General features: G+C 67.2%; 22 protein-coding genes. 11 read left to right on the plus strand and 11 right to left on the minus strand.

Going from position 1 to position 19,955, the window contains the following annotated elements; genetic code table 11:
- Positions 1–10 precede the first annotated feature (10 nt).
- Positions 11–793: a hypothetical protein gene (locus VGQ44_14980; GenBank protein ID HEV8448131.1), complete on the plus strand. Its 783-nt coding sequence runs from the start codon at positions 11–13 to the stop codon at positions 791–793.
- Between the two features lie 269 nt (positions 794–1,062).
- Complete coding sequence (locus VGQ44_14985) at positions 1,063–1,473, plus strand: DUF1622 domain-containing protein (GenBank protein HEV8448132.1); 411 nt, start codon at positions 1,063–1,065, stop codon at positions 1,471–1,473.
- Between the two features lie 34 nt (positions 1,474–1,507).
- Here VGQ44_14985 and VGQ44_14990 read toward each other — a convergent pair whose 3' ends face one another.
- From VGQ44_14990 to VGQ44_15000, 3 genes are read right to left on the minus strand one after another with little or no spacing between them, the layout of a single operon-like run.
- Positions 1,508–2,536 carry a formylglycine-generating enzyme family protein gene (locus VGQ44_14990; GenBank protein ID HEV8448133.1) on the minus strand — a complete coding sequence of 343 codons (1,029 nt, stop codon included), beginning with the start codon at positions 2,534–2,536 and terminating at the stop codon, positions 1,508–1,510.
- Between the two features lie 11 nt (positions 2,537–2,547).
- On the minus strand, positions 2,548–3,003 hold the full coding sequence (locus VGQ44_14995) for a response regulator (GenBank protein HEV8448134.1): 456 nt from the start codon (positions 3,001–3,003) through the stop codon (positions 2,548–2,550).
- Positions 3,000–4,082 carry a GTP-binding protein gene (locus VGQ44_15000; GenBank protein HEV8448135.1) on the minus strand — a complete coding sequence of 361 codons (1,083 nt, stop codon included), beginning with the start codon at positions 4,080–4,082 and terminating at the stop codon, positions 3,000–3,002. The genes VGQ44_14995 and VGQ44_15000 overlap by 4 nt, the downstream gene beginning before the upstream one ends.
- Positions 4,083–4,177: 95 nt before the next feature.
- Here VGQ44_15000 and VGQ44_15005 point away from each other — a divergent pair, with 95 nt between their 5' ends.
- From VGQ44_15005 to VGQ44_15025, 5 genes are read left to right on the plus strand one after another with little or no spacing between them, the layout of a single operon-like run.
- The gene (locus VGQ44_15005; protein HEV8448136.1) at positions 4,178–4,891 is read left to right on the plus strand and encodes a histidine kinase dimerization/phospho-acceptor domain-containing protein; all 714 of its coding nucleotides are present in this window, start codon (positions 4,178–4,180) and stop codon (positions 4,889–4,891) included.
- The gene (locus VGQ44_15010) at positions 4,881–5,669 is read left to right on the plus strand and encodes a response regulator (GenBank protein ID HEV8448137.1); all 789 of its coding nucleotides are present in this window, start codon (positions 4,881–4,883) and stop codon (positions 5,667–5,669) included. Before VGQ44_15005 ends, VGQ44_15010 begins: the two co-directional genes overlap by 11 nt.
- Before the next feature lie 39 nt (positions 5,670–5,708).
- Positions 5,709–6,986: a HAMP domain-containing sensor histidine kinase gene (locus VGQ44_15015; GenBank protein ID HEV8448138.1), complete on the plus strand. Its 1,278-nt coding sequence runs from the start codon at positions 5,709–5,711 to the stop codon at positions 6,984–6,986.
- 13 nt (positions 6,987–6,999) lie between these two features.
- Positions 7,000–7,413 (plus strand): response regulator, encoded by a 414-nt coding sequence (locus VGQ44_15020; protein HEV8448139.1) that lies wholly within the window; start codon positions 7,000–7,002, stop codon positions 7,411–7,413.
- 60 nt (positions 7,414–7,473) lie between these two features.
- Positions 7,474–7,926 (plus strand): response regulator, encoded by a 453-nt coding sequence (locus VGQ44_15025; GenBank protein ID HEV8448140.1) that lies wholly within the window; start codon positions 7,474–7,476, stop codon positions 7,924–7,926.
- A gap of 88 nt (positions 7,927–8,014) precedes the next feature.
- Here VGQ44_15025 and VGQ44_15030 read toward each other — a convergent pair whose 3' ends face one another.
- The 3 genes from VGQ44_15030 to VGQ44_15040 all read right to left on the minus strand — a co-directional run bounded on the left by VGQ44_15030 (position 8,015) and on the right by VGQ44_15040 (position 11,200).
- Entirely contained in the window at positions 8,015–8,698 is a 684-nt protein-coding gene (locus tag VGQ44_15030; GenBank protein ID HEV8448141.1) for a response regulator, read from the minus strand.
- 11 nt (positions 8,699–8,709) lie between these two features.
- Positions 8,710–10,293 carry an ATP-binding protein gene (locus VGQ44_15035; protein ID HEV8448142.1) on the minus strand — a complete coding sequence of 528 codons (1,584 nt, stop codon included), beginning with the start codon at positions 10,291–10,293 and terminating at the stop codon, positions 8,710–8,712.
- Positions 10,294–10,486: 193 nt separating this feature from the next.
- Positions 10,487–11,200, minus strand: coding sequence for a DUF4136 domain-containing protein (locus tag VGQ44_15040; protein HEV8448143.1), 714 nt, complete (start codon positions 11,198–11,200; stop codon positions 10,487–10,489).
- A 239-nt stretch (positions 11,201–11,439) separates the two neighbouring features.
- Here VGQ44_15040 and VGQ44_15045 point away from each other — a divergent pair, with 239 nt between their 5' ends.
- Both VGQ44_15045 and VGQ44_15050 read left to right on the plus strand, forming a co-directional pair.
- Positions 11,440–14,103: an MASE1 domain-containing protein gene (locus tag VGQ44_15045; GenBank protein HEV8448144.1), complete on the plus strand. Its 2,664-nt coding sequence runs from the start codon at positions 11,440–11,442 to the stop codon at positions 14,101–14,103.
- Positions 14,104–14,208: 105 nt separating this feature from the next.
- On the plus strand, positions 14,209–14,547 hold the full coding sequence (locus VGQ44_15050; GenBank protein ID HEV8448145.1) for a hypothetical protein: 339 nt from the start codon (positions 14,209–14,211) through the stop codon (positions 14,545–14,547).
- A gap of 95 nt (positions 14,548–14,642) precedes the next feature.
- Here the strand turns inward: VGQ44_15050 and VGQ44_15055 are convergent, their stop codons facing one another.
- The 5 genes from VGQ44_15055 to VGQ44_15075 form a co-directional block, all read right to left on the minus strand.
- On the minus strand, positions 14,643–15,029 hold the full coding sequence (locus VGQ44_15055; protein ID HEV8448146.1) for a prepilin-type N-terminal cleavage/methylation domain-containing protein: 387 nt from the start codon (positions 15,027–15,029) through the stop codon (positions 14,643–14,645).
- Positions 15,030–15,289: 260 nt separating this feature from the next.
- Entirely contained in the window at positions 15,290–16,186 is an 897-nt protein-coding gene (locus tag VGQ44_15060; GenBank protein ID HEV8448147.1) for a hypothetical protein, read from the minus strand.
- Positions 16,187–16,259: 73 nt separating this feature from the next.
- Positions 16,260–16,466, minus strand: coding sequence for a hypothetical protein (locus tag VGQ44_15065; GenBank protein HEV8448148.1), 207 nt, complete (start codon positions 16,464–16,466; stop codon positions 16,260–16,262).
- Between the two features lie 98 nt (positions 16,467–16,564).
- On the minus strand, positions 16,565–17,776 hold the full coding sequence (locus VGQ44_15070) for a protein kinase (GenBank protein ID HEV8448149.1): 1,212 nt from the start codon (positions 17,774–17,776) through the stop codon (positions 16,565–16,567).
- 47 nt (positions 17,777–17,823) lie between these two features.
- On the minus strand, positions 17,824–18,687 hold the full coding sequence (locus VGQ44_15075) for a hypothetical protein (GenBank protein HEV8448150.1): 864 nt from the start codon (positions 18,685–18,687) through the stop codon (positions 17,824–17,826).
- Positions 18,688–18,782: 95 nt separating this feature from the next.
- Here VGQ44_15075 and VGQ44_15080 point away from each other — a divergent pair, with 95 nt between their 5' ends.
- Positions 18,783–19,058: a YciI family protein gene (locus VGQ44_15080; protein HEV8448151.1), complete on the plus strand. Its 276-nt coding sequence runs from the start codon at positions 18,783–18,785 to the stop codon at positions 19,056–19,058.
- Between the two features lie 67 nt (positions 19,059–19,125).
- A complete protein-coding gene (locus VGQ44_15085; GenBank protein HEV8448152.1) occupies positions 19,126–19,695 on the plus strand; it encodes a hypothetical protein in 570 nt (189 codons plus the stop codon).
- Positions 19,696–19,955 lie beyond the last annotated feature (260 nt).

Genomic DNA, 19,955 nt, shown 5'->3' on the forward strand with positions numbered 1-19,955 from the left:
GACTCCCGTGGTGACCGCGAACTTTGCTTTGCTGAGCATCGGCCTCGCCGTCGCGCTGTTCCTCGCGATGATGTTGATGCTCGAGGTCGGCCGGCGGGTCGGCGTGGAACGGACGAAAACGCGGGGGAACAAAGCGCGCGCCGGCGTCGGCGTCGTCGACGGCTCCGTGTACGGCCTCCTCGCGTTGCTGGCCGGGTTCATGTTTTCCGGCGCCGCGAACCGATTCGACCAGCGTCGCACGTTGGTGGGTGAGATCGCGAATGCGGCGCAACGAAGTTGGCGACGCGTCGCACTGCTGCCCGACGAATTGCGCTCGCCCGTCCGCGACGCGTTGCGCCGGTACATGGACGGACTCGTTTCCTACTACACGGGTCCGGTGGCCCCGAGACATCATCTCGAGTTTCCTCCGCAGCTCACGCAAGCGGAAGACAGTCTCTGGTCCCGCTCCGTCGCCGCCTGCAAGGCGCCGGGCGGCGAACCGGCGCGGATGCTTCTGCTCCCGGCGTTGAGCGAGACATTCGATGCCGTCGAACGCGAGCGTGTCGCCCGGCGCATCCACCCGTCACCGCTGATCTACGTGATGTTCGGCATTTCAGCGCTCGCGACGGCGCTCTTCGCCGGCTATGGCATGGCGAGCGGTCCCGTGCGCAACTGGATGTACACCGTCGGCATCGCGGCGAGCATCTCGATCGCCACGTACGTCATCATCGAGCTCGAGTATCCGCGTTTGGGGCTGGTCCGCGTGAGCGGGATGGACCAGCTTCTCGTCGAAGCTCGCGACTCGATGAAATAACGCGCGGTCGGCGGGAGCTTCATCGCTCCAGCCGCGTGACCGATCGCTTCGCTCTGGCTCGGCGCGCTACTCTCCCTCGCGGTACCAGTTCGTCCAGCCACATTCTGACCGCGATCGCCGCGGCACCGATCATCAAACGACCGATCACTTGCGCGCGCGTGGGATCGAGCAGCATTCCAACTCATCCGCAGTGGTTGAACAGGCCCGGCTCACGCAATGAATGCCGATGCCGCGGTACCGAGTCGATTGGACCGAAGCCCAATGGTCCAATGCGCCATCGCGTTCGAGCCGAAAGGCCGGCAGTCTCCGCGTGTATGGATGTTTACCACGCGCTCCTGAGCGGCGTCGACGCGTTCGCCGAGTGGACTCGCCTTGGGCTGGAAACGCTGGGGATCGCGACGATCGCCATCGGCGCGGGGGCGGTCGTCGTGCGCATCGCGCGGCAGACGCATACGCAGCGGCACCTGAGCTTCACCGAGACGCGGTTCATCCTCGCGCGGTATCTCGCGCTCGCACTGGAATTCCAGCTCGCCGCCGACGTGCTCGAGACCGCGATCCTGCCCGAGTGGACGAAGATCGGGCAGCTGGCCGCGATCGCCGCGATTCGGACCGCGCTCAACTACTTCCTGTCGAAGGAACTGGGAGAAGAGAAGCGGGAACTCGCGTCGCCTGCATCGTAGCGGGGACGACGCGCATCCGACCCAAACCGGCCGCTCAGCGTGTCGGCCGTACGATGCAGCGGAACCCGAGGTGCGTGGTCGACGTGTCGATCGGCTCCGGGAAACGCGCCGCGGGCCGATAGCGTTGGCAATAGTTCGGCGAGCAGAGATGCGACCCGCCCTTCAGCACCTTGCGAGGAATCCACGTGCCCGGCTGCGAGCGATCCATGCTGTCGAGCATGGTGCCGCCGCGCGGATTGTGTGGCGTGCAGCAATCCGTCTTGTGCGGGTCCGCGTGCGACGTGCGATACCAGTCGCAGGTCCATTCCCACACGTTGCCGATCATGTCGTACAGCCCGAAGCCGTTCGGCGGAAACGCGCCCACGGGCGACGTCCCTTCCCATCCGTCCACGAGAGTATTCTCATGCGGAAATCGTCCTTGCCACGTGTTGGCCATCGGACGGCCGTGCGGCATGAGCTCGTCACCCCACGCATACGTGGCTCCCTCGAGGCCGCCGCGCGCCGCGAACTCCCATTCGGCCTCGGTCGGCAGCGCTTTCCCTTCCCATTTCGCGAACGCTTCCGCGTCGCTGTACGCCACGTGGACGACCGGATGCTCGTCGAGACCGGCGTTGCTGCTCCCCGGTCCTTGCGGGTGACGCCAGTCCGCGAAGTGGACGAATCGCCACCAGTTGGAGATGTCGTTGAGGTGCACCGGATGCTTCGGCCGCACGAACACGAGCGAACCGGGCTTCAACTGCTCGGGCGGCGCCCCCGGATAGTCCCGCGCGTTCGGTGGCAGTTCAGCGAATGTCGTGTGATGGGTTTCCGCGCAGAAGCGCGCGAAGCGCGCGTTCGTCACCGGTGACCGATCCATCCAGAATCCGTCCACCGCCACGCGGTGGACGGGGCGCTCTTCGGGATAGTGGCGATCGGAGCCCATGTCGAATGTGCCGCCGGGGATCCACACCATGTCGGGCGACGGCGCGTCGCCCGGGGGGGAAGGCGCCTGCGGAACCGTGCTCGGCTCGTGAACGGCCGGCGCGCCTGCTGACATGATCGTGTCTACGTTCGGAAGCGACATGGGTCCACCTCCTATCCGAGAGAAGCCGCACCCACCCCCGCATCAATTCCCGCCTGCACTTCGGCCAGCACGGCGCGCATCGCCTCGTTCGAGATCGGTTTGACGATGTGACGGTCGAACCCCGCCGAGCGCGCGCGCTCGACGATGTCTTCCGAGTCCCAACCGGTGAGCGCGATGAGGTACGTGCCACGCGTGGACGACATCGAGCGCAGCTTTCTCGCGACCGCGAAGCCGTCGAGCAAGGGCAACGACAGATCGATGAGGGCCACGTCCGGCAGAAAGTCCACCGCTGACGAGACGGCCTCGATGCCGCTCAACGCGGCGCGAACCTGGTATCCTTGCGTCCGCAGCAAGCGTCCCACGCTCACCACGGATTCGACGTGGTCGTCGACGAGCAGCACGCGGAGTCCGCTGCTCGCGGCTTGCGGCGTCGTGGAATTGTTGGTAGTCGATGCGTCGTCGTTCATGCGACATCTCCGAGATCCGGCGCTCTAGGTACATCGGCGATCCGTTCCGCCCTCGAGGCCGGCCGCTGCGCCCGACTGACCATCCCCGCTCCCGCCGCTGCACTGCCGCTGCCTTCGCCGGCGAGCAACAGCCGCGTCGCCGGCGTTTCATCACCCCATAACGATCCTCGGTCGAGCCGCCAGCGCCGTCCGAGAAAATGAAAGACGTGGCGATGCTGCGGCTCGTCGCGGAGGTATACCGTGCCGTGTCCGCTCATGACGCGGCCGGTGAGCCGCTGCGCCCACGTGCGAAACTCCCGGCCGTCGATCGGCGCGTCGGCGACGAGACACCACGCGCAATGGTTCTCGCACGTCCGTGTTCGCGCCGGCCGCGAATTCTGCGGCAGATAGTCGGGCCGCCACTCGGCGAGCACAGCGCGCGCATCGAGCGCCGACGGGTCGGCGGACAATCCGAGGAGCAACGGCGGGGCGATGCGCCCATGATCCGACCACACGACGCGCGTGGCCGGCGCCAGCCGCTCGAGCGTGCGCTGTGCCGAGGCGGCGCGCTCGGCGTCGATGAGGTCGACCTTGTTGAGCAGGACGACGTTCGCGATGGTGGCCTGCTCCTGCAGGTGCGACTCGTCGGTCCCGTCCATGTCGTTCAGCGCGGGGTTCGACGCATCGACGATCAACACCGCGCCGTTGAGTGAATACCCCGGCATGTAGCCGTATCCCGTCATGCGCCGCAGGTCGGCGAACCCCGCGCGATCAATGACGACGTGATCGGGCCGGTCGCGCGACGCGCCGAGCGCGGCGAGCGCCGCCGTGCCGTCGTCGTCAGCGCGCACGTATGTGCATCCGTTGTTGAGCACGACTCTCGGGCCGTCGGAGTCGGCGACGAGCGATGCGTCGATCTCGACGCTCTCTCCCACGATCGCGGCCGTGCGTCGGCCCGCGGTGTGCTCGAGAAGGTGTCGCACGAGCGACGTCTTCCCCGTACCCGGAGCGCCCCCGACGATGGTCAGGGGAATGTTCTCACGGTGACCAAGAGAAGAACGCGCGCTCTGCATCTGCGCCTCGGTGAGATCGGGTTGCATCGAGTGCGCCCACACGTTGTTTCCGAAACAAACCGCTTCCTATTGGCCAAAGAGCCAATGCCTGTGATTTCGATTACACAAGAAACTCGTTGGCCATGACGCTCGACGAGACCACCACCCCGAGTAGCGAGCCGGACGCGGCTCACGTCGCGGCTGCACCGTCGCCTCGCTTCGTTCTCTCCGGCGACTTGGTCGCCGCGGTGACGCACGATCTTCGTCAACCGCTCACCGCCATCGAGATGAATGTCTCGGCGGCGATACAGTTCCTTCGCCGCCCCGACGCGGCGATCGACGACGCGCTCGACGCGCTGGGCGGAGCGCTCGACCAAGAGCACCGCATGCGCGACGCGGTACAGGTCTTACAAGATCTCGCAACGAGGCGCGAGCCTCGACGCGAGGCCTGCGACCTGAGGGCCGCCGTGCGCGACACGATGACGCTCGCATCCGGCGACGCGCTGGCGCGGCACGTCGCCGTGGAGCTCGACGACGAGCCCACGCTGCCGCCCGTGTCGGGCGACGGTCTGTTCATCCGCCAGGCGCTGCTCAACATCCTCGCCGCCGGCCTCGGAACGATTCCGCCGGACGCGCCGGCGCCGAACAACGTGCGCATTCTCATTCGCCGTGCGGGCGACCGCGCCGAAGTGTCGGTCACCTGTCCGGGCGTGTTCGGGTTGTCCGGCGACTCCACGGAATGGGAGCTGAGTCTCGCGCGCTCCGTCATCGCCATCCACGGCGGAACGATGAACGTCCAGCCGCTTCCCGGCGGCGGGACCATCGTCACGACTACCTGGCCGTTCCATGCAGCGTGATCCGATGCTCGTCGCCGTGATCGACGACGACGAAGCGACCTGTCTCGCAGTCGCGCGGCTCCTCGCCGCGACGGGACACCGCGTGCGCACGTTCACGACGGCGCGCGACTACCTCGAAGACCTCGACGCCGCGGCCCCGTCGTGCGTGCTCGTCGACATCCGCATGCCCGACGTCGACGGCCTCGCGCTCATTCGCGCGATGCGCGACAGCGGCATCGAGGCGCCGACCGTGTTCATGACGGGGAGCGGACACGTGCCGACCGCCGTCGAGGCGATGAAGGAAGGCGCGATCGACCTGCTCGCCAAGCCGTTCTCCGCCGAAGAACTCGCCGCCGTGATGGCGCGCGCGGCGGTGTCGTCGGAGCGCCTCTACGACGAGCGCCGAGCGTCGGCCCTGCGCTGGCGGCAACTCGAGCGCGTCACGCCGCGCGAAGCCGAGGTGTGCGCGCTCGTCGCGTGCGGCCTGCCGAACAAATCCGTCGCCGTACGCATCGGCACGACTGAGAAAACTGTGAAGGTCCACCGCAGCCGCGTCATGCAGAAGCTGCGCGCCTCGTCGCTGGCGGCGCTCGTCCGCTTCGTCGACGCGCTGCTCGCGGACCGCGACCGTAACATCGTGCGGCTCGATGGTCTCGAGATGGCGCGCCCTCGCGCCGCCGACATCATCATCGCCGTGACGGCGCGCGAGCGCGCCGGCGCGGCGGCCGTGGCTCCGGCGATTCCGTTGGACACGTCGGACGAGTCCGTAGACCATCGGGCAATGCCTCGCCCTTCATGAACAGTCGTAGGATGGCAGTGGACCCACTGGGAAGGACGGATGCAGCGCGACACGCACGCCCCCCCCGCACCCCCCGCATGGCCGCTTCCCGCGGCGGAGCTACGCCCCGCGCTCGAACTGGCGCTGACGCTGGCGCGCGCGGACATGACCGTACTGCTGTTGCATGACGAGACGGCCGGAGCGCTCGTCCCCGCGGCGGCCTACGGCCTCGACGACGACCAAGCCGCACTGATCGGCGCGCACCAGCCCGGCGCCGACGCGTTCAGTCTCGCGTTGTCCGAGCACCGGCGAGTCGTCGTTCGCGACGCGCTCGACGGCAACGAATCGTTTGGCCCCCTCGCGCACTCGCTGGGCGTTCGCGCCTTCGAGATCGTCCCCCTCTTTGGGCTCGACGGCCAGACGATCGGCGAGCTCGTGATGATGTTCCGGCAAGCGCGCACGACGAGCAAACGCATGGTGCGCCTCGTCGACCAGTGCGCGCGGCTCGTCGTCGTCGCCGTGAGCCAAGCACGCGGACGCGCGGACGCCGAGCGAGCCCGCGAGCGCACCGAACAGGCGGGCCGAGCGAAGATTCAGTTCTTCGCGCGCATGAGTCACGAGCTGCGCACACCGCTGCAGTCGATCGCCGGATACATCGATCTGCTCCGTGTCGGCGCGGCCGATCCGCCGACGCCCGAACAGGCGCGGCTCCTCGCGCGCGTGCACGACAGCGAGGAGGTGCTCGTCCACGTCATCGACGATCTGATCACGTTCTCGCGTCTCGAGGCCGGGCACGTGTCCTACCAGATCGCGCCCGTCTCGGCGGCCGAGGCGATTCGCATCGCCCACTCCGTCGTCGCACCACTCGCCTCGAGCCACAGCGTCTCGCTGGAGACGACGGCGTGCGCCGGACTGTTCGTGTCGGCCGATGGCGACAAGTTGAAACAGATTCTCGTGAATCTCGCGGCCAACGCCGTGAAGTTCTGCGGCACGGGCGGAGTCGTTCGCATTTCCTGTCAAAACGACGAGGACTGCGTGCGCTTCGACGTCAGCGACAACGGGCCCGGCATCCCCGGCGATCGGCTGGGCGACATCTTCGAGCCCTACGTTCAGCTCGCGACGCCGGCCTTCGAGGGATTCGGCGGGACGGGGTTGGGCCTCGCCATCAGCCGAGAATTCGCCACCGGCATGCACGGGCAACTGACGGTGGCGAGCAACCTGGGACTTGGATCGGTGTTCACGTTGCGGATCCCGAGCGCGGTGTCCATCGCCGCGAGCGCCGCGGCCAACGCGCGCGATGCGGCGCCGCCGTTGGCGGACAGCAGGCCGGCGGCGTAGGAATCCGATGGGCGTGTCAGAGCTTCCAGCGCGCCGGCGCTCGCCCTGCACCGTGCTCGTGGTCGACGACGACGACGTCACGCGCCTCGCCGAGCGCGTCGTCCTCGAGCACTATGGCTTCGTCGTGCGCGAAGCCAGCCGCGGGCTCGAGGCGCTGGCCCTGGCGCAGATGAGCCGGCCGCGCGTCGTGTTGCTCGACGTAGTCCTCCCCGAGATCGACGGGCCGCAGCTCGCCGAGATGCTGCGGCGCGACCCGGCGATGTGCGACGCCTCGCTGATCGCCGTCTCCGCGTCCGAGAACGAGGAGGACCGCCGTCGCGCCCTGGACGCCGGGTGCAATGAATTTCATTACAAGCCGATGACGCCTGCCTCGCTGGCCGACGCGATCATCCGTCAGGCGAGGCGACCGCCGCGCATACGACTTTGATCCACTGGAGCCGACGGCCTGGGCGGGGCGATTATGCCACCCGCCTCAAACCCCCCTCCCATGTCTCTTCCTCTTCGACAGTCCGACCTGGCTCGCCAGAGCTTCCTCAGCGCGACCGCGATGCTGCCGCCGTGCGTCCTCGTGGTGGACGACCACGAGGAAAGCCGCACCATCGCCCGCCTCGTGCTCGAACGCGCCGGATTTCGAGTGGCCGAGGCATCCACGGGGTCCGAAGGGCTTCGCCTCGCCGGATTACTCCGGCCGGCGGCCGTTCTCCTCGACCTCATCATGCCGGGACTCGACGGGTGGGAGCTCTCGCGACAACTCCACAAGAATCCCGCAACGGCGGGAGCGGCGGTTATCGCGTTGACGGCCGTCGCCGTTCCGGAAGATCACGACCGGGCGATTCTCGCCGGCTGTGACGCGGTGCTCACCAAACCGGTGCGCCCGATTCGAATCGTCGAGACGGTGCAGCAGTTCGTGAGCCCGACGCGGATCGCAGCGCGCGTCTGACCTGCCGGGAGAATCGAGTCACGCGGCCGCTGACGGCGAAGCGCCGTCAGCGAAGCGGCGTCAGCGAAGCGGCGTCAGCGAAGCGCCGTCAGCCGAATGCCGGAACCGCCTCACGCCGCTCGGTATGGAGCTCGCGCTTCTCGCCGCCGTTCAACATGTCGTACATGCGCACGAGATCGGCGATCGATTCGGCCTGCATCTTCGTCATGACGCGCGCGCGGTGCACCTTGATCGTCTTCTCCGTCGTGCCCAACGCGGCCGCGATTTGCTTGTTGAGGCGACCGGCGGCGACCCAGGAGAACACTTCGCGCTCGCGGCGCGTCAGCTTGCCCATCCGCGCGCGAAGCTCGGTGGTCAACGCCTGCTCCTGCCACTGTTGGCGCGCCATGTCCGCCGCGCGGCCGAGCGACGCCAGCAGCACCGGTTCGTCGCACGGCTTCTCGAGGAAGTCGAGCGCGCCGGCGCGAATCGCCCGCACCGAGGTCGCGACGTCGCCGTGTCCCGAGAGGAACACCGTCGGGATCTTGATGCCGCGTTCGGTCAGCATCGACTGGAGCGTGAGCCCGTCGGTGCCCGGCATGCGCAGATCGACGAGCAGCATCTGCGGCTGCCACCGCTCGAGCGACGAGAGGAACGCGGTGGCCGATGGAAACGTCGTCACGTCGTAACCGCACATCGACAACATTCGCGACAGTGAGCGCAGCACCGTCGCGTCGTCGTCCACCAAGGCGATTTGCCACCGTGGGTCGGGACTTTTCGGAATCGCGAGCATCGTCTGGTCCACTAACAAGCCGGCAAGGTCACCCGGAATGCGGCGCCGCGTTCCTGTGGTGTCTCCAATCGCACCTGACCACCATGAGCTTGCACGATCGCGCGCACGATCGCGAGACCCAGCCCGGTGCCCTGGCGCTTCGTGGTAACAAACGGTTCGAACACCCGATCGCGCAAGGGCTCCGGAACCCCGATCCCATTGTCGTGAACCCTGATCTCCACCTCGGACCCCGCGATGCGCCGCGTCGTGACGCGGACGTTACGTCGTCCGTTCGGTTGTTCGCTCACGGCTTCGATGGCGTTGAGCAGGAGGTTCATCAGTACCTGTTCGAGCTGCGCGCGCCCGCCGGCGACGGATCCGGCCCCCGGGTCCAGCTGGAGGTCGATGGCGACCTGTCGAATGATCGCGTCGCTCTTCAACAGCCGCGCGACCTCCGACACGATGTCGTTGACGGACACCGGCGCGATGGCCGGGTCGTCGCGGCGGACGATCCCTCGCGTCTGCCGCATCACCTCCGCGGCGCGCGAAGCGGCGTCGAGAATGTCGCGCGCAATCGGTTCGAGCTCTTCGTCGCCGGGCCGATTCCGCGCCAAACGGCTGATCGTCGATGCCGCGGTCATGATCACGGTCAGCGGCTGATTGAGATCGTGCGCAATCGTCGTCGCCAATTCGCCCAGCGTGGCCAAGCGCTGCATGTGCGTGAGATCGTCGAGCCGCCTCGTCAGCGACTCGGCCGCCGCGTGGTCCGTGATCTCCTCGTGCATGACGAGCGCGCCGAGCGGCGCTGGCTCGAGGCGCACGGCACGAATACGAAACCAGCGTTCGTCGGACTCCCCGGGTACCGACCAGCTGTAGTCCACGGAGGCGGTCTCGTCGACGCCCTCCAGGACTCGCCGGATTCCTTCGGCCGCTTCGCCGGCGCGAGCGTTCCCCCACTCTGCCGCACGCTGCGCGACCTCCAGGTAGCTCGCTCCGAGAAAGGCGTCGTCTCGCCCGAAGCGGCGGCAGAGCTTCACCCACGTGTGGTTGACCTCGATCACGAGGCCGTCGCGGTCGAGCACACCGGCCGACGAAGGCAGGGCGTTCCACGCGGCCTGGTAGGTTCGTTCCGTCGAGCGGAGCGAGTGCGCCCCGCCCACACGTTTGGTTTCAGCTTTGCCGGCGACTTCGCCGAGGCCGCGCGCCTCGCGCAGCTGGCGCGTCGTGAGCCCGAGCGCCTCGAGCGCACGGTGTTCGTCGGTCACGTCGAGGTGCGCCCCGCTCACCGTCCGCCCTTCTTGGTCCGCGCGAAGCACGCTGGTCCGAAGCCAGCGGACGGATCCGCACGCGTCGTAAATGCGATACTCGCAAAAGGCTCCGCGGTCCGGACGGGCGTCGTGCGCGCGATCGAGGAACAGCCGGAGCCGTCGCCGGTCTCGGTTGTGGGTTCGGTCGAGCCAGAACCCGTCAGCCCGCCACGCATCGCTCGCGTAGCCGAGCATTCGTACTACGCCCGGATCGATCGATTCGATGGCCCACGTATCGGCACGGGCGGTCCAGAAGACCACACCCAAGGCATCGATCGCGTCTCGGTTCGCGGCGTACTGAGTGCGCATTGGGGACCGATGGAAATTCGCGCCGTCGCCCATCGCCGGCCGGCCGCAGCAGGCTCCAATATAAGAATGCTCCTGCGCGCACCTAGGGGGCTGGGACCAGCCGGACGTTGGACGTTGGTCCAATAGGCGCAAAGGTCGGCGACCCAGGGCGTTGGGGTCGCCGACCTTTGGACGGGAAGACCGGGTATCCGCGTTACGGCGCCGGAACCGCCGTCAAATACGGCGAGAGCGCGAACATCTTGTCGATCGCCGTCGTCACCGTGAGGGTGGTGATCGACCCGTTGAGCAGTCCGGTCGCGACGCCGGCCCAGGCCGCCTGAATGGTCTCGTTGGCCTGATCGATGCTCGACGTCGGCACGATCGTGACGATCAACGTGCCACGGGCAAACGACGTCGCTCCGACGACCGGGGCCCACGGGTAGATGATGCCCCACGCCCCGCTGAACCCAGGTGTAAAGAAATCGAAAATCGGCGAGAATCCCCAGAAGTTGAACCACGGGAACGTGACGAACGCGTTGAAGTTGTCCGTGGCCGTCGCACCGACGAGCACGACGAAATCCGGTGTGACGCCCGGGGTGTTGCTGACGTCCGTGTACCCGCGCGCGAGCAGGTCGGCGCGGACCTGATTCAGCGCCACCGCGTCGAACTGACCCGTCACGGGTAGCGGCGTCCCGGTGATCGGAACGAGGTGCGCGACGGTGTCCGGCATGGCGAACGTGTGCAGACTGGCAAAGTTGAAATTTGAATCCTTGAACGTCGTGACGATGCCCGCTACCGGGGTGATGAGGTTCGTGTTGTCGCTGCACGCGCCGATGCCAGCCAGCACGGCGACGCCGCTCAACAAACCGAGAGTCCGCCGGAGACCATCCGCGTGGCGCCGCGTCCCCCCCCAAATGCTTCTGACCATGTGCTCCTCCAAAGGTGCTGTCGTGGTTGACTCGCGGCACGCGCCGCACATCCACTTTGGCGGGAGTACCTGCGGCGACGTATTGGCTGTTGGCCCGTCGTCCTTGGTCCAATGCGCGGCGCCGTCCCCGGTTGTGCCCGGCATTGGACTAAAGTCCACTGTGGGCAACCAACCCGGTCGCGCACGCTACACGCCGATTTCCGACGGACGAAATCCGATGGGGTACGCCCGATGAGCCAGTGGGGCACGCCAGCACCGTGACGCGCGAGCGACCGAAGCAACTCGCGCTCATGGCTCTCGTCACGGCGGCGGCGTACTACGCCGCGGCGCGCGTCGGCGTAGCGCTCCGACCGGACTCGCAAGCCATCTCGATGCTCTGGCCGCCGAACGCCGTTCTGTTCGGTGCCCTGCTCCTCGCACCGATCGAGTGGTGGGCGACCCTCATCCTCGCGACGCTGCCACCACAGCTCTTTGGCGAGCTGCAAGGGGGCGTGCCCTTCCGCATGGCGCTGCTGTGGTATCTCAGCAACGCCGCTGAAGCGCTCGTCGGCGCGGCGTGCATCCGATACCTGATCCCACGACCTGTCCGCTTCGACAGTTTCAAACGCGTTCTCATCTTCGTCGGATTCGGGGCGTTTCTCGCGCCGTTCCTGACCTCGTTCCTCGACGTCGCGTTCGTCCGCCTCGACGGCTGGCACACCGCCGACGCCGACTACTGGACGATGTGGCGCGCGCGATTCTTCTCGAACGCGCTGGCCATCCTCACGCTCGTACCCGCGGTCGTACCCTGGGACATCGAAACGTTGAAGGCGTTGCGCGTGATACGGCCGCGACGGATCGCCGAAGCGGCCGTCCTGGGCGTCGGGCTGCTCCTCGTGTGCACGCTCGTCGTATGGCGCGAACCCGTCTTCCCGCTCACCGCGCACGTGCTTCTGTTCGTGCCGCTGCCATTTCTGCTCTGGGCCGCCGTGCGTTTCGGTCCGGGCGGAGCCGGCGCATGCCTGTTGACCTTTTCCGTCCTCACGATCTGGGGCGTCGCTCACGGCGAGGGTCCCTTCGTCGATCCGCCCGAAGCCGACGATGTTCTTTCCATTCAGCTGTATCTCATCGTCACCTACATCCCGATCATGGTCTTGTCGGCCGTGATTCGGGAGCGGGCGCACGCCGAGTCGTTGGCTCGGCGCAACGAGCAGCGGTTGAATCTCGTGCTGGGCGCCGCGCAGATGGGCACGTGGGACCTCGACATCTCGAGCGGGCGCACCACGCTGTGCGGGCGCTCGCGCGAGATCTTCGGGCTCGTCGACGCGCCCTGCGAAATCGGTTGGTCCACCTTCACCGAGTCCCTCGGCGACGACGAGCGTGAACGCGTCGAAGCAGCGACGACGCGCGCGATCCAAAACGACGAGCCGTACGAGGTCGAGGTGCAGGTCGCGCCGCCTTCATCCGGCACGCGCTGGGTATTGAGCAAAGGAAGCGTCGTCCGCGACTCCGACGGCCGCCCGCTGCGTATGCTCGGCATTCACGTCGACGTCACCGAACGAAAGCAGGCCGAGGCGGCGCTGCGCGAGGAAGCGACGCTTCGCGCTCTCCGCGAAGAGCTGGAGCAACGCGTCGCCGAGCGGACCGCCGAGCTCTCGCTCATCAATCGCGTACTGCTCGAGGAGATCGACGTGCGCGAACGGATCGGACGCGCCCTCCGCGCGTCGGAGGAGCGGTTCGCCAAGGCGTTCCGCGCCAGCCCGGACGCGATGTCGATCATTCGCCGAGCCGACGCGCGCGTCATCGAGGTCAACGAGCGATGGGTGGCGATGTTCGGCTTCGCGCGCGAAGAGGCGATCGGGCAGACGCTGCAGTCGCTTGGGATCACGCCGCGTGATTCGAACCATCGAGACGGCCTCGGTCCGCTCTCATCGCCGCAGGGATCGGTTCGCGACGCGGAGGTCGAGCTGCACAATCGCCGCGGTGAGGCGCTCTATGCGTTGGTGACCTCGGAAACCGTCGAGGTCGCGGGCGAGCAGTGCCTCATCGCCATGATCAGAGACATCACCGAACGGCGCCGCGCCGAGCATGAAGTGGTCGCGCAAAGGCGGCAGCTCGCTCACCTGGGCCGCGTCGCGCTGCTCGGTGAGCTTTCCGGAGCGCTCGCGCACGAGCTGAATCAACCGCTGGCGGCGATCCTCGCCAACGCGCGCGCCGGCCAGCGGATGCTGTTCCGCGACGAGCTCGATCGCGTCGAGCTGAGTCGGATTCTCGAGGACATCGCCGCCGACGACCGACGCGCCGGCAGCGTCATCCATCGTGTGCGCGCCATGCTGCGGCAAGGCGAGACCGAGCCGCAGCGAGTCGTGGCGAACGATCTCATCGCCGAGGTGCTCGACCTCGCGCACAGTGACCTGATCCAGCGGAGCGTGACCGTCACGACGCGTCTCGATCCATCGCTGCCCTCGGTGGCGGCGGACCGCGTGCAGCTTCAACAAGTGCTGCTCAACCTCATCGTCAACGCCTGCGACGCGATGAGCGACAATGCGCCGACCGATCGACACATATGGATAGCCACCGCCAACGAGGGGGCGGCGGTGCGCGTCTCGGTCTCGGACTGTGGCGCCGGCATCGCGCGGCACCCTGTCGACTCAGTCTTCGAGCCCTTCATCACGTCGAAGGCACATGGACTCGGCCTCGGCCTTTCGATTTGCCGGTCGATCGTCGACGGACACGGCGGTCGGATGTGGGCGTCGAACAACGAGGATCGAGGCGCCACCTTCACGTTCCTGCTCCCGCGAACCGAGGTCGCGCTCGAAGTGCCGCCGGCCTGGCGAGCTCAGGACGGTATCCGTTTCAGCGCCGACCCCCGGCCTGCGGGTGCCGACCGTTTCGCCGACAGCCCGATCGTTCGCGGTGCGTAGCCGAAGCGGCGGTCGTCCGCCGGCCCGTTGTATCAATGTGTTCCACGTTCTCGCCGCGCCCGGAACACCGGGATACGATCACCGCTCATCCTGCACGAGCGGCCCGTGTTCGATTTGGCCAGGACGATCCGGTTTGCGATTCCCACCGAGGTGGCGCGAGCGCTTCCCGTGTGGGACCTGTCGGCTCGCGCGAGAATAGACGGCGAGCTCGGACCGCGACTCGAGTACTTCGAGTATCGCTATCCACGTCACGAGGTGGTGCTCACGTGCGCCGCGCCGATGGCGCACTTCGTTCTTCGGCAGCTTCACACGCTTGCCGACCGCGCCGCGATGCAAGACGAGATCAGTCTCGCGGCCGCGACGGCGGCGGCGATCTCGGCGGCGCAGCGGGCGATCGCCACGCCCGACGCGGCGTCGCGCAGCCTGTCGCCGCGCGTTCCCTAGTGGGAAACGCTTTATAACGCGGAAAACCCGGTGGCGCCTCTCTTCGCCACCGGGGTGCTTCCCCGTCCTTCAGATCTGTCGGGCTTGTTTAGCGTTTACTGACAGGCCGGTTCACCTTCGGACGCGCCCGTCACGACCGGGTTCGTCGTGTTGATACCGACGCCGCACTTGAACGGGCTCGCGATCTGCGAGTGGGTCACCGTCGCGTACCAGTTGCCCGTGCCCGCCGTGACCGACGGCTGCGAGACCTGATTCGTGCTCTGGAACTTCAGGTTGCCGACGGTCGCCGTGTACTTGGAGCTGTCGGCGAAGTACGCCTCTTCGGCCGTCACGAGGTTGCGGAGGTCCGACTTCATCGCCGTGATGTACGCCTTCTGCTTCGTGTTCGCGAACTTCGGAATCGCGATCGCGGCGAGAATGCCGATGATGACCACGACGATGAGGAGCTCGATAAGGGTGAAGCCTTTCCGTACGTTTCGCATGGGGGCCTTGGTGAAGGTGAGTTGGGGGCCGCCGCAGTGAAAGGCAAAACGAAGACCCGACTCGACGCGACTACTCAACGCTCACGCGGGTCGCGCTTTGCACTGTTTCATCATTCGAATATCAGACGGTTTTTGTCGTGCGCTCTGCAACGCACCGCGCACTTCGCGCGTACTGCCGGGCACGAACGGGTCCCGATGTATTTGGAGCCATTGTGCACAGCGGCATTATCCGGGGGATGGGACCCAACACTGCACGCGCGTCAACCGCAGTCGGAGTCGCCGCACTCGTACGGCTTGAAGTCGCACGGCACGTTGGATCCCGGCGCCGAGCAGGCGCGCGCGCGATCGAGCGCCGCTTCGATGCTCCGAAACCCGATGTCCGGGCTTGGCACTTCGACGTGCCGCCAGTCCCAGGTGCGGTCCGGTTTTCCTATGATGCGAAACTCGCCGCCGTGATACGCCGCCACCCATTGTCGAAAGGCGATCCACTGTCGTCGCGTGGCGGGCTGTTTCAGCCGTGCGTCGCCGATCACGATGTCGATCGCCCGCCCGTACGAATGAAGCGACGTGAGTGTGTACGTGCGGTGTCCCTGACGCATCAAGTAGGCTTCACGCACGGGTGAGCGAAACGTGGCGACGACGTGCAGGTCGAAGCCGGTCGCGCGCGCGTCGGCGAGCATGCGCTCGACGTCACCGCGCACCCTGGGATCGAGGGCCGAGGTGAGGGTGCTTCCGACGTGCGCCGATTCGGGAAACGCGGCAAGCGGCGTCGATCTGACGCGGCGTTCCGCCTCCTCCCACGACTCGCCGGGCCGTCGCACGGAGACGAAGCCGATCCGGTACGAGTTCACCAGGCACGAGGGACACGTCTTGCGCTTCGTGTCGTACTTGAGCACGCCTTCCTGCGATCGGTCGACGAGATACAGCCGCGACGGATCTTCGACGCCGTACACGCGCCGCAGCAGCGCGCGTTCGTCCGCGGTGAACGGTCGTGTGGTGTACTGCGGAATGGCCTCGGCGGAATCGGAGTCCTCGCCTTCACTCTCGGCCAATTGCCCGTTTGCCGGCGGGGAACTACGCCCGCAACCGAGCGCGAATGCAGCGAGCCAAACGTACACGGCGGCGCGCTGCACGAACTTCGACAGCGCGGATCTCATGCCCTCTCATAAGGGCAAGGGCGAGGCCCAAGGCGGGGGGCGAGGACCGCGCCTCACCACTCGCCCAATCGGTTCACCGCAGTTCTGTTGGGCCCGCTTCAGTCAACCGCACCATCGTGCTGCTGTCTGACGACGCGATGGGAAGGAGCGTGCTGAGGTCCGGCGAGTCGCCGCCGATCATCTTGCCGATTTTGTCCGACCCGGGCGCCGTGCGACGAGAGAAATCTTCACTCTTGATCGCCAGCCCAATGCGACGAATGCGGGGGGAACGATCCTGCATGCGACACCGTCCGTTGAGGCCGATAATCCTAGGTCAAATTCTGTGCCCCTGCTGTGCTCGGAGTCACGGCGCTCCGCGCGCGCGCGTCGAGCTGCACGTCAGCGCCGCGTAGCCGCCGAAGCTCGTCGCGACATTCGCGACGACGCTCGCGTCGCGGCCAGCTTCCAGAACTGCCGCTCGCCGATCACCGTCACCTTGTGCCCCTTCGACGCGAGGCGCCGGACGTTGATCAGCTTCGAGCCCCCGTCCTTTCCGGCGATTTGCAGGGCGTTCGGACGTCCGCGCACCAACACGTCGGTGCTCTGCCCCGGCTTCGACTGGACGATGGCGCCGGCGCGCTTGGCCGCGGCGATGGCCTCGCGCCTCGGACGCTCGAGGAATCCGGTGAACGACAGGCGCACGCCCTTGAGACTTTTTATACGACCGAGCCGCGGCTCCTTCGGCCGATGTCGCAGCGCCGCGATCAACTCGCTTGCGGCCTCGTAGCGGGCGCCGCGCGAGCCGAGGCAGCGGTGAATGACTTCCTTGAGATGGTCACTGCAGGGAAGGCCCCGCACATCCTTGCTGCGCATCGGACTCGTGATGTCGCCGCGCAGCAGCATCCCGGCGATGAGGCCGACCTGGTAGACGTCGTCGCGCCGTTGCCACCGGCGAATTCGACCCCACGCGATTTCATTCGGCGCGTGGAAGACGTTGAACGCGTCGGCGGTGACGCCCCTTCGGCTCAGCTGATGTGTCGCGATGCCGAAGTCGCCGAGCTTGAGCTTTTCGCCCGCGCAGACGAAGACGTTGAACGGCGTGAGGTCGCGATGCAGCGCCTGACCGCGATGGAGAGCGTCGAGCGCGCTCAAGATCGCGGCGATCTCGCGTCGGACGAAGCGCTCCGACTGCGCGCCGCGCTGCCCGAGCCAGGCGCCGAGGTCGCCATGCTCGGCGTATTCGAGCGCCAAGCAGTAGCGCACTTCGTCTCCGTCGGCCTCGGCAAATCGGTCGAAGACGCGAAGCGCGCGGTCCTCGCGGGCGAGGAGGTCGGCGAAATACGCCTCCCGCAGCCAGCCCGACACTCGGTCGCTGATCTTGACGCAAATCTGGCCCGGTAGCACCGGTCCGCCGATGGTGGTCGCGAGGTACACCTCGCCGAATCCGCCCTTGCCGATGCGCTTGTCGAGCCGGTAGGTGCGTCCGGATTCCGAGCTGTACGCCGTGCGGTGCGACGCCGCTTCGGGCGGCGGATGCTGAGCCGCGACCGGGGGCGCCGGCCGCGTGTGGTGCCGGGTGACGTGAGCGCGAAGCGTGACGTTGTCTGCCATACGCCAACCGAAATGTATCGCCCGGCAACTGTGGCCGAGATCGCGAATCAGCAGCCGTCCTGCCTGAGCCAGGGCTCGTCGAGCTTCGCCGGTGTGGCGGCGGCGAGTCGCTTTCGCCACGCGGACACTATGGTAGTGGTCGCCGGCCCGAGGGGCGTGTCCAAGCTGACGTCCCCGGCCTCGCCGCGCCATAGCGCGCGCACTGCCGCGACGCCTTTCCGACGTTGAAAAAAGTCGACGAGGCTCGCCGCCGTGTAATACGAGGGGAGTTCGGGCAGCGTATCGAACGCGGCGCTGGTGAGAAGCGACAACGGAGGCGCCGCGCGGTCGCGCACGTAGCCGGCCGCGATCGCGTCGATCGCATGTCCCTGGCACGTGCCAGTCGCCCGAGTGGCCAACCCTTCGTCGAGCCACGTTCCGCTTCGCCGGCGCCCCCAACGGTGCGCGGCGTAGGTGTGCGTGAGCATATGACGGTAGAACGCGCGGTAGCCATCGCCGGCGACGAGAACGGCGGTGAGCTCGCTCGGGTAGCCGTTGCCGGTGACCGGGTCGCCGATGAGGCGGCGCATGTCATCGCGCGTCTCGACGAGAAAAAGCTCGACCGGTTCTTCACCGTCGACCTCGGGCTCGTCGATCAACGCGAGGACGATCCGCCGCGCGTTCTCGACCGAATCGGCGATCACATCGATCCGCGCGGGATTCATTCCGTTCGCCAGGTGGATGCGAAAGTGCGTCGTGGCGAACGACTTCCAGGTGAAGTTCGAATCCGACAGCAACTCGCCCGCGATCGCGCCGGTCGTCTCCACCGCCGTCGACGGAATCGGTCGCGGCCGCTCTCGTGCCGGATGATGGCACGCGGTAGAAACCAGAAGCGTGAGCCAGATCGTCGCGCGCGTCGAAGTCGAGGCCACGCCCCGTATGCATCATGACCCGTTCCCGGATGCGTCGTCCGCGCGAACAGCGGCGCGCGTCTGGCGGGCGGCCCCGGCCGCAGGCAATTTCCCGTATGAAATTCGTCTTGTTCTACGAGTCGGCTCCCGACTTTCGGTCGAAGGTGCCGCTTCACATCGAAGCGCACCGTGGGCAGTGGCGGTCGTTCTCGGCCGACGGCCGGCTGTTGATGATCGGGCCGTTCGCCGACGAGCCGGCTGGGGGCGCGATGGGCGTTTTTACGACCCGGGCCGCGGCCGAGGAGTTCGCGCGGAGTGATCCGTTCGTGACCAACGGCCTCGTCGCCAAGTGGACCATTCGAGAATGGATGGAGGCGCTGGTTCCCGAGTGATTCGCCGGCGCTTCGTGGCGTTGGACTCACGCAGGCCGCGCATCGTCTTCTTCAAGAAAGGATCACGGTGACACTGCCCGAATCGTTGTTCGCGCCGTGGGAAACGTTCTATGTGATCGTCGGCTCGGCCGGCGGCGCGCTGACCGGTCTTTTGTTCGTCGTCGTCGCGCTCGCCGCGGACCGCGCCACCGCCGGCACGGAGCGCGGGCTGAGCGCGTTCACCACGCCGTCGGTGTTTCACTTCGTGCTCGTGATGGCGATCTCCGCGATCGTCACGATGCCGCGCCGCGGGTTGATGAGTCTCAGCCTGGTGCTCGTGGCGTGCGCCGTCGTCGGCGCGACCGTCACCATCGTGGCGACGTGGCGCATCATGACGTTCGAGCAGTACAAGCCGGTGGCCGAGGATTGGTTGTCGCACGGCGTCGTTCCGGGTGCGTCGTACGTCGCGCTGCTCGTCGCGGCGATCGTGCTGCCGGCGGCGACCGAGCTCGCGTCGTATCTCATCGCGTCGTCGACGCTGGTGCTGTTGTTCGTCGGGATCCACAACGCGTGGGACGTGGCGCTGTACAGCGCGACGAACATGCCGCGTCGCGACGACACGCGGCCGCCGGCGCCACCACAACCGCCGCCGCAATAACGGATCACGAGTCGCCGCGCAATCCCCGCGGTGACGACTGTCCCGGCACAGCGGCTCACGCGGCCCCACCAAACGTTCTCGCGACGCCCGGTGTAGTCGTTTCGGCGCGCAGCCTCTTCGTCCCACGCATGCGCCGGCTGGTCCGCGCGAGGCGTGCCTTAACAATTCTTAATGCGTGTTTTGTGACGCGCCGCCCGACGCGAGCGGTTGCACCGTCGACAACACGCTGACGCGGGACGGCGACGGGGGGCCGCCGTGGC

The organism is Gemmatimonadaceae bacterium, from assembly GCA_036003045.1.
Lineage (GTDB): Bacteria > Gemmatimonadota > Gemmatimonadetes > Gemmatimonadales > Gemmatimonadaceae > JAQBQB01.